Consider the following 15213-nt stretch of genomic DNA (forward strand, 5'->3'; position numbering starts at 1 on the left):
TGCTGGTCAGAAGTCCTTTCAGGCGGCGGTCAGCGGAGCCGACTCAGATGTCGAGGAAGCGGACGTCCTTGGCGTTGCGCTGGATGAAGGAGCGCCGCGCCTCGACGTCCTCACCCATCAGCACCGAGAACAGGTCGTCGGCCTGCGCCGCGTCGTCCAGCGTGACCTGGCCGAGGACCCGGTGGTCCACGTCCATGGTGGTGACGCGCAGTTCCTCGGCGTTCATCTCGCCCAGACCCTTGAAGCGCTGGATCGAGTCTTCCTTGATCCGCTTGCCGTTCTGCTTGCCGAGCTCCACCAGCGCGTCCCGCTCGCGGTCCGAGTACGCGTACTCGAAGTCGTCCCGGCCCCACTTGATCTTGTAGAGCGGCGGGCGCGACAGGTACACGTGACCGGCCTCGACCAGCGGCCGCATGAAGCGGAAGAGGAAGGTCAGCAGCAGGGTGTTGATGTGCTGGCCGTCGACGTCGGCGTCCGCCATCAGGATGATCTTGTGATAGCGGAGCTTCTCGATGTCGAAGTCCTCGTGCACACCGGTACCGAAGGCGCTGATCAGCGCCTGGACCTCGGTGTTCTGGAGGATCTTGTCGATCCGCGCCTTCTCGACGTTCAGGATCTTGCCGCGGATCGGCAGGATGGCCTGGTACATCGGGTTGCGGCCGGACTTCGCGGAGCCACCGGCCGAGTCACCCTCGACGATGAAGATCTCGCACTTGGTCGGGTCGTTCGACTGGCAGTCGGACAGCTTGCCCGGCAGCGAGGCGCTCTCCAGCAGACCCTTGCGACGGGTGAGGTCACGGGCCTTGCGGGCCGCGACGCGCGCCGTGGCCGCTTGGATCGACTTGCGGATGATGTCCGCGGCCTCGACCGGGTTGCGGTCGAACCAGTCGTTGAGGTGCTCGTGGACGACCTTCTGCACGAAGGTCTTGGCCTCCGTGTTGCCCAGCTTGGTCTTCGTCTGGCCCTCGAACTGGGGCTCGCCCAGCTTGACCGAGATGATCGCCGTCAGACCCTCGCGGATGTCCTCGCCGGCGAGGTTGTCGTCCTTCTCGCGCAGCAGCTTCTTGTCGCGCGCGTAACGGTTCACCAGACCCGTCAGGGCCGCACGGAAGCCCTCCTCGTGCGTACCGCCCTCGTGCGTGTGGATCGTGTTCGCGAAGGAGTAGACCCCCTCCGTGTACTGCGAGTTCCACTGCATCGCGATCTCGACCGAGAGCATGCGCTCCTTGTCCTCGGCCTCGACGTCGATGACGGTCGGGTGGATGAGCTCACCCTTGCGCGAGTTGAGGTACTTCACGAAGTCGACGATGCCGCCCTCGTAGTAGTACTTCACCGTGCGCGCCGTGGGCTCGGCGGTGTCCGCGTCGGGGTCGTCCGCGCCGACCGTGGCCTTCGCCGACTCGCGCTCGTCGGTCAGCGACAGGGTCAGGCCCTTGTTGAGGAAGGCCATCTCCTGGAAGCGCCTCGACAGCGTCTCGAAGGAGTACTCGGTCGTCTCGAAGATGTCGCCGTCGGCCCAGAAGGTGACCGTGGTGCCGGTCTCGGCGGTCTCCTCGTTCTTGGCCAGCGGGGCCGTCGGGACGCCCAGCTTGTAGTCCTGGGTCCAGCGGTGGCCGTCCGTCTTGACCTCGACCGCGACCTTGGTCGACAGGGCGTTCACGACGGACACACCGACACCGTGCAGACCACCGGAGACGGCGTAGCCGCCGCCGCCGAACTTGCCGCCCGCGTGCAGGACCGTCAGGACGACCTCGACGGCCGGCTTGCCCTCGGACGGGACGATGCCGACCGGGATACCGCGACCGTTGTCGACCACGCGCACCCCACCGTCGGCGAGGATCGTCACGTCGATGGTGTCCGCGTGCCCGGCCAGCGCCTCGTCGACGGAGTTGTCGACGACCTCGTAGACGAGGTGGTGCAGACCACGCTCACCCGTCGAGCCGATGTACATACCCGGCCGCTTGCGGACCGCGTCCAGGCCCTCGAGGACCTGGATCGCACTGGCGTCGTAATTCTTCTCGTTGGAGTCGCCGGAATCGGCCACGAAGCGCCCTTTCTGGCACAGCGCAGCCCGTACTCCGGACCAGCAAGTGCGCCAGCGGAGCGGCCGCGTCGATCTGCGTTGTCTGCGTGATCCCGCGAATGGGCGGGATTCGCTCCAGTCTACCGGTACCACGGACATGAATGGGGGTTTGCCGGTACCTGAGTCCGCATGTGCCGCCCTGAACCTCCTCTCTCCGACTCCCCACATCCGGGGAGGGGCTCAAAGAGGCTCACACGGGCATCCAGCGCTTCGGCCTGTCAACCTCCGGCTACCGTGAGGGACGCCACCCGCCGGACCGCCTACTCACCCGTAGGTGTCGCCCGGGCCCTTGCTGCCCGGCGCCCGCCACGGCCCGTAGCCCTTCGGCCGGCCGCCGGGCCCCTGGACCTTGATCAGGCGCACGGTGCCCTGGCCAAGATCGGCGTTCAGTCGCGCGACCAGCTGCGGAGCCAGCAGCTTCAGCTGCGCCGCCCACGCCGAGGAATCGCACCGCACGACAAGCTCACGGTCCTCGTACCGCTGCGGTTCACAGTGGGCCGCGATCTCCGGGCCGACGATCTCCGGCCAGCGCTCCATCACGCCCGCCACCGCCATCGGCATCTCCCAGCCGCGTTCGGTGCGCAGCCGGTCCAGCGCCGCCATGAGCGGCATCGGGTCCCGGCCGTCCGCACGGGCTCCCGAGCGCAGCCCCGGCTGCCGACTCTTCTTCCCGCCGACCGCGTTGCCCCGGGCCCGCGCCTGCTCGCGCGCCGCCGCGAGGGCCTGGCGCGCGAGGTCCACCCCGGATGCCTCCGGGGTCCTGCGACCCTCCTGCGGGTCCTTGGCGTGCTCGTTCACAGCCGGGTCACCTCACCGCCGGACACCCCGAACCGCGTTCCGACCAGCACCCCCGGGACGTCGTCGTCCACCGCCGCCGTCACCAGGACCTGCTCGCCCGGGGCCACCAGCTCCGCCAGCCGCTCCCGACGCCGGGTGTCCAGCTCCGCGAACACGTCGTCCAGGATCAGCACGGGCTCGCTGCCCTCCGAGCGCAGCAGCTCGTACGAGGCGAGCCGCAGCGCCAGCGCGTACGACCACGACTCCCCGTGGCTCGCGTACCCCTTCGCGGGCAGCTCCCCGAGCCGCAGCACCAGGTCGTCGCGGTGCGGGCCCACCAGGGTCACACCGCGCTCGATCTCCTGCTTGCGCACCTCGGCCAGTGCCGCCAGCAGCACCTCGTAGAGGGCCTCGCGGGTGCGGGCCGCACCGCTGTCCACCGGCTCGCCGGCCGAGGACTTGTACGCCAGACCCAGTGGGCCGCCGCCGGGCGCGAGCTGCTCGTAGGCCTTGTCCGCCAGGGGGAGCAGGGTCGCGATCAGATCCAGCCGTTGGGCGAGCAGTTCCGCGCCCACGCGCGCGAGGTGCTGGTCCCACACGTCGAGGGTGGACAGGTCCAGGGAACGGCCGCCGTGCCGGCGGGCCATCGCCGCCGACTTCAGGAGGGTGTTGCGCTGCTTGAGCACCCGCTCGTAGTCGGAGCGGACCGCGGCCATCCGCGGCGAGCGCGCCGTGACCAGCTCGTCCAGGAACCGGCGCCGCTCGCCCGGGTCGCCCTTGACCAGGGCCAGGTCCTCCGGCGCGAACAGCACCGTCCGTATGATCCCCAGCACGTCCCGCGGCCTGACCTGCGAGGAACGGTTGATCCGGGCCCGGTTCGCCCGGCCGGGATTGAGTTCCAGTTCCACCAGCTGCTGCCGCTCGCCCTGGGTGACGGCGGCCCGGATGATCGCCCGGTCCGCGCCCATCCGCACGAGCGGGGCGTCCGAGGAGACCCGGTGGCTGCCCAGGGTCGCCAGGTAGCCGATCGCCTCGACGAGGTTGGTCTTCCCCTGGCCGTTGGGGCCCACGAAAGCGGTGACGCCCGGGTCGAGGGGAACCTCGGCCCGGGCGTACGAGCGGAAGTCGGCCAATGAGAGATGCGAAACGTGCATTCGGCGCCGACCTCCCCCGGCTTCCCACTACTCGCTGTGGTGCTGTGCTGCTGTCCCTCTGGGCCGCTCGGCCCCGGGCTGTGACGTGCTACTTCTTCTCGACCGCGTGGCCGCCGAACTGGTTGCGCAGCGCGGCGATCATCTTCATCTGCGGGGAGTCGTCCTGCCGCGAGGCGAAGCGCGCGAACAGCGACGCGGTGATCGCGGGCAGCGGTACGGCGTTGTCGATCGCCGCCTCCACCGTCCAGCGTCCCTCGCCGGAGTCCTGGGCGAAGCCACGCAGCTGCTCCAGGTGCTCGTCCTCGTCGAGGGCGTTCACGGCCAGGTCCAGCAGCCAGGAGCGGATGACGGTGCCTTCCTGCCAGGAGCGGAAGACCTCGCGGACGTCGGTGACCGAGTCCACCTTCTCCAGGAGCTCCCAGCCCTCGGCGTAGGCCTGCATCATGGCGTACTCGATGCCGTTGTGGACCATCTTCGCGAAGTGGCCGGCGCCGACCTTGCCGGCGTGCACGGCGCCGAACTCGCCCTCGGGCTTGAGGGCGTCGAAGACCGGCTGCACCCGGGCAACGTCCTCGGCGGCGCCGCCGTACATGAGCGCGTAGCCGTTCTCCAGGCCCCAGACGCCGCCGGAGACACCGCAGTCGACGAAGCCGATGCCCTTGGCCTTCAGCTCCTCGGCGTGCTTCTCGTCGTCGGTCCAGCGGGAGTTCCCGCCGTCGACGACGATGTCACCGGGCGACAGCAGCTCGGCGAGCTCGTCGACCGTGGACTGGGTGGCCGCACCGGCCGGGACCATGACCCACACGACGCGGGGGGCCTGCAGGCTGTCCACAAGTTCCGGCAGGCTGTGGACATCCGCGAGGTCCGGGTTGCGGTCGTATCCGATGACGGTGTGGCCTGCGCGGCGGATGCGCTCGCGCATGTTGCCGCCCATCTTGCCGAGACCGACGAGACCAAGCTCCATCAGGTGGTTCCTTAAGCGTTGTGGCCGTCTTTGCCGGGGCTTCCCCGGCCGTGTCCTCACCGGACGCGCAGGGGGTCGCCCACCGGATCCGAGCCTACGCCGGGCCGTGGCGGCGGGCCCTGCGGGCGCTCCATGGCGGCCGATCCGGGTTTCCCGGTTTCCGGCTTTCCGGGTTCTCCCCCGGTGGCTCCCCACCCTGTGGACGACGTCGGGCCCGGTCCCGCTGCGTGCGAGACCGGGCCCGACGTCGACAGGTGGAGCGTCAGCCGGACAGGCGCACCGGCATGATCAGGTACTTGTAGGCCTCGTCCGCCTCCGCGTCGATCGCCGGGCGGCCGCTGAGCAGCGCCGGCTTGGTCGACGTGGTGAAGCTGAGCTGGGCCACCGGGGAGGCGATCGCGCTCAGGCCGTCCAGCAGGAAGGTCGGGTTGAAGGCGATCGAGATGTCGTCGCCGTCCAGCTGGGCGTCGACCCTTTCCACAGCCTGTGCGTCGTCGGAGGAACCGGCCTCCAGGATCAGCACGCCCTGCTCGAAGCTGAGGCGGACCGGGGTGTTGCGCTCGGCCACCAGGGCCACGCGCTTGACGGCCTCGACGAAGGGCGCGGTCTCGATCACGGCGATCGAGTTGAACTCCGTCGGGAACAGCGTCCGGTACTTGGGCAGGTCGCCTTCGAGCAGCCGGGTCGTGGTGCGGCGGCCGGCGCCCTCGAAACCGATCAGGCCCTCGCCCGCGCCGGAGCCGGACAGCGCCAGAGTGACGGTGTCACCGCTGGTCAGCGAGTTGGCGATCTCCTGGAGCGTCTTGGCGGGCACCAGGGCCACGGCCGACGCCTCCGGGTTCTCCGGCTTCCACAGGAACTCGCGGACCGCGAAGCGGTAGCGGTCGGTGGAGGCCAGGGTGACGCGGTCGCCCTCGATCTCGATGCGGACACCGGTCAGCACCGGCAGCGTGTCGTCACGGCCGGCGGCGGTGGCCACCTGCTTGGCGGCGGAGGCGAAGACCTCGCCGGCGACGGTGCCGGTCGCAGTCGGCATCTGCGGCAGTGCCGGGTACTCCTCCACAGGCAGGGTGTGGAGTGTGAATCGCGAGGAGCCGCAGACCACGGTCGCCCGTACACCGTCTGTGGAAATCTCCACCGGGCGGTTGGGGAGGGCGCGGCAGATGTCGGCGAGCAGCCGGCCGGAGACCAGGACGGTGCCGTCCTCCTCGACGTCCGCCTCGACCGAGACCCGGGCCGAGACCTCGTAGTCGAAGCCGGAGAGGCTCAGGGTGCCTTCCTCGGCCTTGAGCAGCAGGCCCGCGAGGACGGGCACCGGCGGCCGGGCCGGGAGGCTACGGGCCGCCCAGGCCACCGCCTCCGCGAGTACGTCGCGCTCCACCCGGATCTTCACCGGAACCGCCTCCTGCTGTTGCTCGCTCGTCTGCCGGCCTTCGTCGTCGGCTCGTCGATGCCTCGACCGATGCCGGGGACCAGTCTGACGTACGGCGCCGACACTCGGTGCGGCCGGCGGTCAAGTCGGGAGCGAGGCGTCGGGGCGGGCGATCGACGAGTTGTGCACAGGACCCGCTTGAAAACCGAAACCGGCCTAACTCTCTATGGGGGTAGTAGTAGGGCCTGTGGAAACGGTGGATAAGCCCGTTCTCGCAGGTCAACCCCGGTTTTTTATCCACCGACCCTGTGGGTGACACCGGTGGACAACCCCGTGTCTCTGTGGAGAACGAAAAGTTCTGCACAGGCTGTCCCCAGGTGACCCCGATTACTCCACAGGTGCGTCCCCAGCTTTCCCCCGGTACTCCACAACCCAAACGTCTACATCGGTGTGACCGCTTTCACTCCGGGCGGTGAGAGGGGGTGGTGTGTTGCCGAACAGTGGACAAGGGTGTGGAGAAGGCCGCGCATCCTGTGCACAGGACGTGGAAACCTGTGGGCCGACGGTGGACAACGCCGTGGACAGGGCTGTGGACGAAATATTTGTCCACAGCCTGTGGATGACGTTTGTGCACAATTCCACAGGGGGCTGACCTGCCCTGATGGAACCTCACCCCGCATCCCTGTGGACAGATTGTGGGCGACGCGACCCGTCCCCAGGGTGTGGACGGAAGAAAGTCTCCCAATCTGTGGATGAGTTGCTCCCGCGGGGGCGTATTCGAACAGGTCAGGGGCGCGCGAACGAAGAAGGGCGCCCCCGTTGTGGACCGGGAGCGCCCTCTGAATGCGTTTGAAGAGGCCCTGGAGCGGCCCCGAACCGGGTGTCGGGGAGCCGCGCTCAGCCGTTCTTGATGCGGTTGGTGAGCTCGGTGACCTGGTTGTAGATGGAGCGGCGCTCGGCCATCAGAGCCCGGATCTTGCGGTCCGCGTGCATGACGGTCGTGTGGTCGCGGCCGCCGAACTGCGCCCCGATCTTGGGCAGTGAGAGGTCGGTGAGCTCCCGGCACAGGTACATGGCGATCTGCCGGGCGGTGACCAGGACCCGGCTGCGCGAGGAGCCGCACAGGTCGTCCACGGTCAGGCCGAAGTAGTCGGCGGTGGCCGCCATGATGTCGGAGGCCGTGATCTCCGGAGCGCTGTCCTCGCCGCCCGGGATCAGGTTCTTCAGGACGTCCTCGGTGAGGCCCAGGTCGACCGGCTGCCGGTTGAGGCTCGCGAAGGCCGTGACCCGGATCAGCGCCCCCTCCAGCTCGCGGATGTTGCGCGAGATGCGGGAGGCGATGAACTCCAGTACCTCCGGCGGGGCGTTGAGCTGCTCCTGGACGGCCTTCTTGCGCAGGATCGCGATACGGGTCTCCAGCTCGGGCGGCTGGACGTCCGTGATCAGGCCCCACTCGAAGCGGTTGCGGAGCCGGTCCTCGAGGGTCACCAGCTGCTTGGGCGGCCGGTCGGAGGAGAGCACGATCTGCTTGTTGGCGTTGTGGAGCGTGTTGAAGGTGTGGAAGAACTCCTCCTGCGTCGACTCCTTGCTCGCGAGGAACTGGATGTCGTCGACGAGCAGGATGTCCATCTCGCGGTAGCGCTTGCGGAACGCGTCGCCCTTGCCGTCGCGGATCGAGTTGATGAACTCGTTGGTGAACTCCTCGGAGCTCACGTACCGCACCCGGGTGCCGGGGTAGAGGCTTCGCGCGTAGTGCCCGATGGCGTGCAGCAGGTGCGTCTTGCCGAGGCCCGACTCCCCGTAGACGAAGAGGGGGTTGTAGGCCTTCGCGGGCGCCTCGGCGACGGCCACCGCGGCGGCGTGCGCGAAGCGGTTGGACGCGCCGATGACGAAGGTGTCGAAGAGGTACTTGGGATTCAGTCGCGCGGTCGGCTCCAGCGGGCCCGAGGTGGAGCCGCCGGACGGGGACGGCGCCGAGGGCCGGCCGGGGGCCTGGCGCGGCGCCGGCTGCTCGTACTGCTGGGGCTCGTACTTCTGCTGCTCGTATTGATGGGACTGGTGCTGCTGCTGGGACTCGTACGGGGACTGCTCGTACTTCTGCTGCTCGTAGGAGCCCTGGTCGTAACCGGAGGGCTCGGGCTGCTGGAGGTAGCCCGGCTGCGGGGAGGCGTACGGGTCGCGCTCGGGGAAACCGCCGAGGCGCGGCTGCTGCCAGCCGTAGTCGTCCTGTTGGCCGCCGCGGGGCCAGGCGCCGGGCTCCGGGCGCTGCTGCTGGTAGTCCGGGTAGGCCGGGCGGGCGGTGGGGAGCTGGTCGTCGCCCGGGCCGCCGCCGGGGCGCTGGCCGCCGTACGGCTCGTACCCGCCCTGCTGCTGGACGGGCGGGGCGGGGGGCGCGGGCTCGCCGGCGGAGTCGTCCACGGTGATGGCGATCCGGATGGGGCGGCCGCACTCACGGCTGAGCGCGTCACTGATCAGTGGGGCGAGGCGGCCCTCGAGGACGCGCTTGCCCCATTCGTTGGGGACGGCCAGCAGTGCGGTGTCGGCGACGAGTGCCAGGGGCTGACACCGCTCGACCCACTGCTTGTCCTTGGGCTCGATCCCCGGCTGTCCCTCCCCGAGGAGCTTTTCGAGCACCCTTGGCCACACTGCGGCAAGATCGGCAGGTACGTCAGCCACAGAGCACGCTCTCTCACAGGGGTCCCACGAATGTGTGGTTCTTTGGGACGGTCGGGACAAAAAATCCGGGGTCAGGCAACGGTAGTCAGGCCAGCGGGTACGGTTCAAGTCGTTGTCCACAGCCTGTGCACAGTGTGGGGCAACGCCGGCTCGGTTTGACCGGATGGCGTAGCCGCGCGTACCGTAACGAGGTCGAGTTGTCGATGGCTGCTGCCGCCTGCCTACCGATGGGCGAAGGTCACTGATAGTGATCATTTAGCGGTGCCACTCGGGCGAACACGCGAGTTTCCTCGTGGGCGCACGGTGACAGCCAGGCGATGTCCCGCCACAACGATTCATTCTCTGGAGCCCCCGAGTGAGCAAGCGCACCTTCCAGCCGAACAACCGCCGTCGTGCCAAGACCCACGGCTTCCGCCTGCGGATGCGTACCCGTGCCGGTCGCGCGATCCTCGCGAACCGTCGTGGCAAGGGCCGCGCCGCCCTTTCCGCGTAACCACACGCAGGTCGTGACGTCGTGCTGTCTCCCGAGAATCGGCTGAGGCGGCGCGAGGACTTCGCGAGCGCGGTACGTCGAGGTCGTCGGGCTGGTCGCCCGCTCCTCGTCGTCCATCTACGTACAAGCGGTGCAACGGACCCGCACGAGTCGGGGGAGATCGATCCCTCGTCGCGTGCGGGTTTCGTCGTCAGCAAGGCTGTCGGCAACGCCGTCGTACGTAACCGGGTCAAGCGCCGTCTGCGCCATTTGGTCCGCGAGCGGCTGTCCCAGCTGCCCGCCGGTAGCCTGGTGGTGGTACGCGCGTTGCCCGGAGCGGGTGATGCCGGCCCCGACGAGCTGGCCCGGGACCTGGATGCCGCTCTGGTGCGGCTCCTGGGAGGCGTGGCTCGATGAAGTACCCGCTGCTCGCTTTGATCAAGCTGTACCAGTGGACGATCAGTCCGCTGCTCGGGCCGGTGTGCCGCTACTACCCGTCGTGTTCGCACTACGGGTACACGGCCATCGACCGGCATGGTGCGGTGAAGGGGACGGCCCTGACCGCCTGGCGGATCCTGCGGTGCAATCCGTGGTCCCCGGGTGGCGTGGACCATGTCCCACCCCGTAAACGCCCGCGTTGGCACGAGCAGCTGCGCAGTGCGTTGCGTAGATCTCGCAATGCTCAAGGAGCCTGATTAGTGGACACGATTGCCAGTCTGTTCAGCTTTATCACTTACCCCGTCTCGTGGATCATCGTCCAGTTCCACTCGATGTACGGGGCGATCTTCGGTGAGTCGAGTGGGTGGGCCTGGGGCCTGTCCATCGTGTCCCTGGTGATCTTGATCCGTATCTGTCTGATCCCGCTCTTCGTGAAGCAGATCAAGGCGACGCGGGGTATGCAGGCGCTCCAGCCGAAGATGAAGGCGATCCAGGAGCGTTACAAGAACGACAAGCAGCGTCAGTCCGAAGAGATGATGAAGCTGTACAAGGAGACGGGTACCAACCCGCTCTCCTCGTGCCTGCCCATCCTGGCGCAGTCCCCGTTCTTCTTCGCGCTGTACCACGTGCTGTCGAACATCGCCGATGGCAAGGCTGTCGGCGCGATGGACCAGCAGCTGGTCGACAGCGCTCGTGCGGCCAAGATCTTCGGTGCGCCGATCGCCGCGAAGTTCATGGACAGCCCGGAGAAGGTCGCCGCACTCGGCGCCACCCTGACGGACGTTCGGATCGTGACCGCAGTCATGATCATCATGATGTCGCTGTCGCAGTTCTACACCCAGCGTCAGCTGATGCAGAAGAACGTCGACCTCTCGGTCAAGACGCCGTTCATGCAGCAGCAGAAGATGCTGATGTACATCTTCCCGCTGATCTTCGCGGTCATGGGCATCAACTTCCCCGTCGGTGTTCTCGTCTACTGGCTGACCACGAACGTCTGGACCATGGGTCAGCAGATGTACGTGATCAACCAGAACCCGACGCCGGGCAGCAAGGCGCAGGACCAGTACCTGACCCGCCTGCTGAAGCAGATCACCTCGCACGGTGAGCTCAAGGGCCGGGGCAAGAAGCGGGTCGTCTCGGCGATCGTCGCCAAGGGCCCGGACCGCAACGACAACGAGCGCAAGTTCATCGCCGCCCTCAGCAAGCAGGGCATGGCCGCCCAGGCCGACGGCTCCGTGATCAAGAGTGTCGAGGCCACGGCAGACTCGGATGCGGCGAGCGGCGGTGCCGCGAAGCGGCAGCAGCCGAAGCGCCAGTCGAAGTCGCAGCGTCAGACTCCCAGCAAGCCCGCTCCCAAGAAGTAAGAAGGAGTCCCTCCCGTGACGGAAGGCACCACCACCGCCGCCGCTGAGAGTGGCGACACCCTGACCCGCCTCGAGCAGGAGGGTGAGATCGCGGCCGACTACCTCGAGGGTCTGCTGGACATCGCCGACCTGGACGGCGACATCGACATGGACGTCGAGGCCGACCGGGCCGCGGTGTCGATCGTCAGTGACTCCGCCAGCCGTGATCTGCAGAAGCTCGTGGGCCGCGACGGTGAGGTTCTGGAGGCTCTGCAGGAGCTGACCCGCCTCGCCGTGCACCGGGAGACCGGGGACCGCAGCCGGCTGATGCTGGACATCGCCGGGTTCCGCGCGAAGAAGCGCGAGGAGCTGGCGGCGCTGGGCGCCCAGGCCGCGGCGGACGTGAAGGCGTCCGGCGAGCCGCTGAAGCTGGCTCCGATGACCCCGTTCGAGCGGAAGGTCGTCCACGACGCCGTGGCGGCCGCCGGTCTGCGCAGCGAGTCCGAGGGCGAGGAGCCGCAGCGCTTCGTCGTTGTGCTCCCGGCCTGATCGTCGACGCGAGTTGTTTCGGCCCCGTCTGTGTCGCAGGCGGGGCCGATGTTTGTCAGCCTGGCCTGACAGGTGAACGACGCCTCATCTTGAAGACGTGGTTTTTTCAGAACCATGCGGTACGGAAGGACGGTCCCCGTGACGGAGGCAGCTGAGCTTCCCCCGGCGCCTGAAGAGGCGCGCGCGGTGTTCGGTGAGTTTTTCCCGGAAGCTGTGCGGTACGCGGAGCTGCTGGCGGACGCAGGAGTCAAGCGGGGCCTGATCGGGCCGCGTGAGGTGCCGCGCCTGTGGGAGCGGCATCTGCTGAACTGCGCTGTGCTGTCGGAGGTGGTCCCGCAGGGCGTCACCGTGTGCGACGTGGGCTCGGGTGCGGGTCTGCCCGGTATCCCGCTCGCCCTGGTGCGCCGGGATCTCAAGATCACGCTGCTCGAACCGCTGCTGCGGCGTACGACCTTCCTCCAGGAGGCCGTGGAGCTGCTGGGCCTGGACCACGTCACGGTGGTGCGCGGGCGGGCCGAGGAGGTCCTGGGCAAGCTGCAGCCGGTGCATGTGGTGACGGCGCGTGCGGTGGCTCCGCTGGACCGGCTGGCCGGCTGGGGTGTGCCCCTGCTGCGGCCGTACGGCGAGATGCTGGCCCTGAAGGGCGACACCGCGGACGAGGAACTGGTGTCGGCGAAGACGGCGCTGGCGAAGCTCGGTGTGGTGAAGACCTCGGTGCTGCACGTGGGTGAGGGTCTGGTGGATCCGCTGTCGACGGTCGTGCGGGTCGAGGTCGGAGAGAGCCCTGGAGGGGTGAGGTTCGCGGCCAAGCGGGCTAAGGCGGCGCGGGTGGGACGTACCCGCCGACGCCGGTGACCTGCCGCTGATTCGCTGAGAGCCGGGGCCCACACGGGAGATTTCATCCGTGTTGGGCCCTATAGGTATGGATTTCGGAGTGTCGTAGAGGCCGGGAGACTCCCTCCGGGCATCGTGTTTCACGTGAAACGTCGCTCTCTGCTGCACGGAATCATCAGCCGCGGTCGTGCGGCTGCGTCCCCCCTCCAACGCAAGGACGCAAGGGGGACAGAGTTGTCCACAACGGTGGATTCATCCACAGGAGTACGGGCCCCGCTGGTTCGCGACCCGGGTGACATGGGAGGCTCTGTTCATCGCGAGCCTGATGTCGAGGAGAGTGACACCGTGCGGTCCGACGCCAACCTCGCGGGGCCGATGGCCGATCCGGTCCCCGGTCCCCGCTCTGAATCGGCGGGTGAGGATGTTTCACGTGAAACATCGCCTCCGCCTCTTGTAGACAACGACACCCCCATCGGCCGAGCTGCGCAGCAGGCGGTCGATGCACTGGGGCGCGCCGGTGAGAGGCTGCCCCGGCCGAATCAGACCCGGGTGATCGTGGTCGCCAACCAGAAGGGCGGCGTGGGTAAGACCACGACGACCGTGAACCTGGCGGCCTCACTCGCGCTGCACGGTGCACGGGTCCTGGTCGTCGACCTTGACCCGCAGGGCAACGCGTCCACGGCGCTGGGTATCGACCACCACGCCGATGTGCCGTCCATCTACGACGTGCTCGTGGACAGCCGCCCCCTGCTGGAGGTCGTCCAGCCGGTGGTGGACGTGGAGGGGCTCTTCTGTGCCCCGGCCACGATCGACCTGGCGGGCGCCGAGATCGAGCTGGTGTCGCTCGTGGCGCGGGAGAGTCGCCTGCAGCGGGCGATCCAGGCGTACGACCAGCCCCTCGACTACATCCTGATCGACTGCCCTCCCTCGCTGGGGCTGCTGACGGTGAACGCACTGGTGGCCGGCGCGGAGGTGCTGATCCCGATCCAGTGCGAGTACTACGCGCTGGAGGGCCTGGGGCAGCTGCTGCGCAATGTCGATCTGGTCCGGGCCCACCTCAACCCGACGCTCCACGTGTCGACCATCCTGCTGACGATGTACGACGGCAGGACGCGGCTGGCCTCGCAGGTGGCGGAGGAGGTGCGCAGCCACTTCGGCAAGGAGGTGCTGCGGACGAGCATCCCCCGGTCGGTGCGCATTTCCGAGGCACCGAGCTATGGGCAGACGGTGCTCACGTACGACCCGGGTTCCAGTGGTTCCCTCTCCTACCTGGAGGCAGCGCGAGAGATCGCGTATCGGGGGGTCGGTATTCAGTACGAGGCCCGGCACGCCCATCTGGGCGCGGGCACGAACAGCACGCAGAGTGTGGCGGAGGGGATCCAGTGAGTGATCGACGTAGGGGTCTGGGGCGGGGGCTCGGTGCGCTGATCCCCGCGGCTCCGCAGGAGAAGACGCCCCCGGTGATCGGTGCCGGTTCGACGTCCCCGTCAGCGGTGCCGACGCTGGCTTCGGAGCGGGGGGTCGCGGCGGCGAAGCTCGCTGCGCTCGTACAGGCCGATGTTTCACGTGAAACATCGCTCGCGGTGGTTCCGGTGCCCGATGTGGAGACCGAGACCGAGGTCGAGAGCAATACGGTCGCGGGGGCGATGTTCGCCGAGCTCCCGATGGACGCGATCACGCCGAACCCGCGCCAGCCGCGCGAGGTGTTCGACGAAGATGCGCTCGCCGAGCTGGTGACCTCCATCCAGGAGGTGGGCCTGCTTCAGCCGGTGGTGGTGCGGCAGGCGGCCCCCGGCCGCTATGAGCTGATCATGGGTGAGCGGCGCTGGCGTGCCTGCCGCGAGGCCGGGCTGGAGGCCATTCCGGCGATCATCCGGGCGACGGACGACGAGAAGCTGCTGCTGGACGCGCTGCTGGAGAACCTGCACCGGGCTCAGCTGAACCCGCTGGAAGAAGCCGCGGCCTATGACCAGCTGCTGCGTGACTTCAAGTGCACCCACGACCAGCTGGCCGACCGGATCGGGCGCTCGCGTCCCCAGGTGTCGAACACGCTGCGGCTGCTGAAGCTGTCCCCCTCGGTGCAGCGCCGGGTGGCCGCGGGTGTGCTGTCGGCCGGGCACGCGCGTGCGCTGCTCTCGGTGGAGGACTCCGAGGTGCAGGACAAGCTGGCGCACCGGATCGTGGCCGAGGGTCTTTCGGTGCGCGCGGTCGAGGAGATCGTGACGCTGATGGCCTCGGAGCCGTCGAGCGTGGTGAAGCCGAAGGGTCCGCGTGCGGGTGCCCGGGTGGCTCCGGCGCTCAACGAGCTGGCTACGCGGCTGTCGGACCGGTTCGAGACGCGGGTGAAGGTGGATCTGGGCCAGAAGAAGGGCAAGATCACCGTCGAGTTCGCCTCGATGGAGGATCTGGAGCGGATTCTGGGGACGCTGGCGCCGGGCGAGGGCCGGGTGCTGGATCAGGGTCTTGCCGGGGAGTGATCCCCAGGCTGCCGAGGGGCGGATCGCAGCGGTGCGAACCGGTGCGATCCGCCCCTTCGCTTTGCTGTCGAAGA

At 68.4% G+C, this 15213-nt stretch carries 13 protein-coding genes and 1 pseudogene; 8 read left to right on the forward strand and 6 right to left on the reverse strand.

The annotated features are described in order from the left end of the window. Positions 1-43 precede the first annotated feature (43 nt). The 6 genes from gyrB to dnaA form a co-directional block, all read right to left on the reverse strand. Complete coding sequence (gene gyrB, locus AB8A24_RS01530) at positions 44-2065, reverse strand: DNA topoisomerase (ATP-hydrolyzing) subunit B (RefSeq protein ID WP_030383918.1); 2022 nt, start codon at positions 2063-2065, stop codon at positions 44-46. Positions 2066-2347: 282 nt separating this feature from the next. Beyond that, positions 2348-2881 carry a DUF721 domain-containing protein gene (locus AB8A24_RS01535; RefSeq protein ID WP_328962555.1) on the reverse strand — a complete coding sequence of 178 codons (534 nt, stop codon included), beginning with the start codon at positions 2879-2881 and terminating at the stop codon, positions 2348-2350. Further along, complete coding sequence (gene recF / locus AB8A24_RS01540) at positions 2878-4014, reverse strand: DNA replication/repair protein RecF (protein ID WP_030713969.1); 1137 nt, start codon at positions 4012-4014, stop codon at positions 2878-2880. The genes AB8A24_RS01535 and recF overlap by 4 nt, the downstream gene beginning before the upstream one ends. Before the next feature lie 88 nt (positions 4015-4102). Further along, positions 4103-5038, reverse strand: a complete 936-nt coding sequence (gene gnd, locus AB8A24_RS01545) for a phosphogluconate dehydrogenase (NAD(+)-dependent, decarboxylating) (protein WP_266383128.1) — start codon at positions 5036-5038, stop codon at positions 4103-4105. Between the two features lie 202 nt (positions 5039-5240). Next, positions 5241-6371, reverse strand: coding sequence for a DNA polymerase III subunit beta (gene dnaN / locus AB8A24_RS01550; RefSeq protein ID WP_328962556.1), 1131 nt, complete (start codon positions 6369-6371; stop codon positions 5241-5243). Positions 6372-7247: 876 nt separating this feature from the next. Beyond that, positions 7248-9026: a chromosomal replication initiator protein DnaA gene (gene dnaA / locus AB8A24_RS01555; RefSeq protein WP_266383131.1), complete on the reverse strand. Its 1779-nt coding sequence runs from the start codon at positions 9024-9026 to the stop codon at positions 7248-7250. A 355-nt stretch (positions 9027-9381) separates the two neighbouring features. Here dnaA and rpmH point away from each other — a divergent pair, with 355 nt between their 5' ends. The 8 genes and pseudogenes from rpmH (at position 9382) to AB8A24_RS01595 (ending at position 15139) form a co-directional block, all read left to right on the forward strand. After that, positions 9382-9519: a 50S ribosomal protein L34 gene (gene rpmH, locus AB8A24_RS01560; protein ID WP_008741645.1), complete on the forward strand. Its 138-nt coding sequence runs from the start codon at positions 9382-9384 to the stop codon at positions 9517-9519. Positions 9520-9540: 21 nt separating this feature from the next. Continuing rightward, on the forward strand, positions 9541-9915 hold the full coding sequence (rnpA, locus tag AB8A24_RS01565; RefSeq protein ID WP_078851074.1) for a ribonuclease P protein component: 375 nt from the start codon (positions 9541-9543) through the stop codon (positions 9913-9915). Beyond that, positions 9912-10166, forward strand: a pseudogene (gene yidD / locus AB8A24_RS01570) (membrane protein insertion efficiency factor YidD); the annotation flags it as partial. The gene rnpA and the pseudogene yidD, both read left to right, overlap by 4 nt. Positions 10167-10196: 30 nt before the next feature. Continuing rightward, positions 10197-11300: a membrane protein insertase YidC gene (gene yidC, locus AB8A24_RS01575; protein ID WP_266383136.1), complete on the forward strand. Its 1104-nt coding sequence runs from the start codon at positions 10197-10199 to the stop codon at positions 11298-11300. A gap of 15 nt (positions 11301-11315) precedes the next feature. Further along, positions 11316-11828, forward strand: coding sequence for a R3H domain-containing nucleic acid-binding protein (locus AB8A24_RS01580; protein WP_030008408.1), 513 nt, complete (start codon positions 11316-11318; stop codon positions 11826-11828). 138 nt (positions 11829-11966) lie between these two features. After that, positions 11967-12683, forward strand: a complete 717-nt coding sequence (gene rsmG, locus AB8A24_RS01585) for a 16S rRNA (guanine(527)-N(7))-methyltransferase RsmG (protein ID WP_030008407.1) — start codon at positions 11967-11969, stop codon at positions 12681-12683. A 276-nt stretch (positions 12684-12959) separates the two neighbouring features. Further along, complete coding sequence (locus tag AB8A24_RS01590; protein WP_328962558.1) at positions 12960-14048, forward strand: ParA family protein; 1089 nt, start codon at positions 12960-12962, stop codon at positions 14046-14048. Next, on the forward strand, positions 14045-15139 hold the full coding sequence (locus tag AB8A24_RS01595) for a ParB/RepB/Spo0J family partition protein (protein WP_328962559.1): 1095 nt from the start codon (positions 14045-14047) through the stop codon (positions 15137-15139). The genes AB8A24_RS01590 and AB8A24_RS01595 overlap by 4 nt, the downstream gene beginning before the upstream one ends. Positions 15140-15213 lie beyond the last annotated feature (74 nt).

The organism is Streptomyces sp. BF23-19, from assembly GCF_041106355.1.
Classification (GTDB): Bacteria; Actinomycetota; Actinomycetes; order Streptomycetales; family Streptomycetaceae; genus Streptomyces; species Streptomyces virginiae_A.

What these genes read in the sequence shown, in the direction of transcription:
- recF (WP_030713969.1), bottom strand. Translation starts at nt 4,014, where the DNA reads ATGCACGTTTCGCATCTCTCATTGGCCGACTTCCGCTCGTACGCCCGG.
- AB8A24_RS01590 (WP_328962558.1), top strand. Translation starts at nt 12,960, where the DNA reads ATGGGAGGCTCTGTTCATCGCGAGCCTGATGTCGAGGAGAGTGACACC.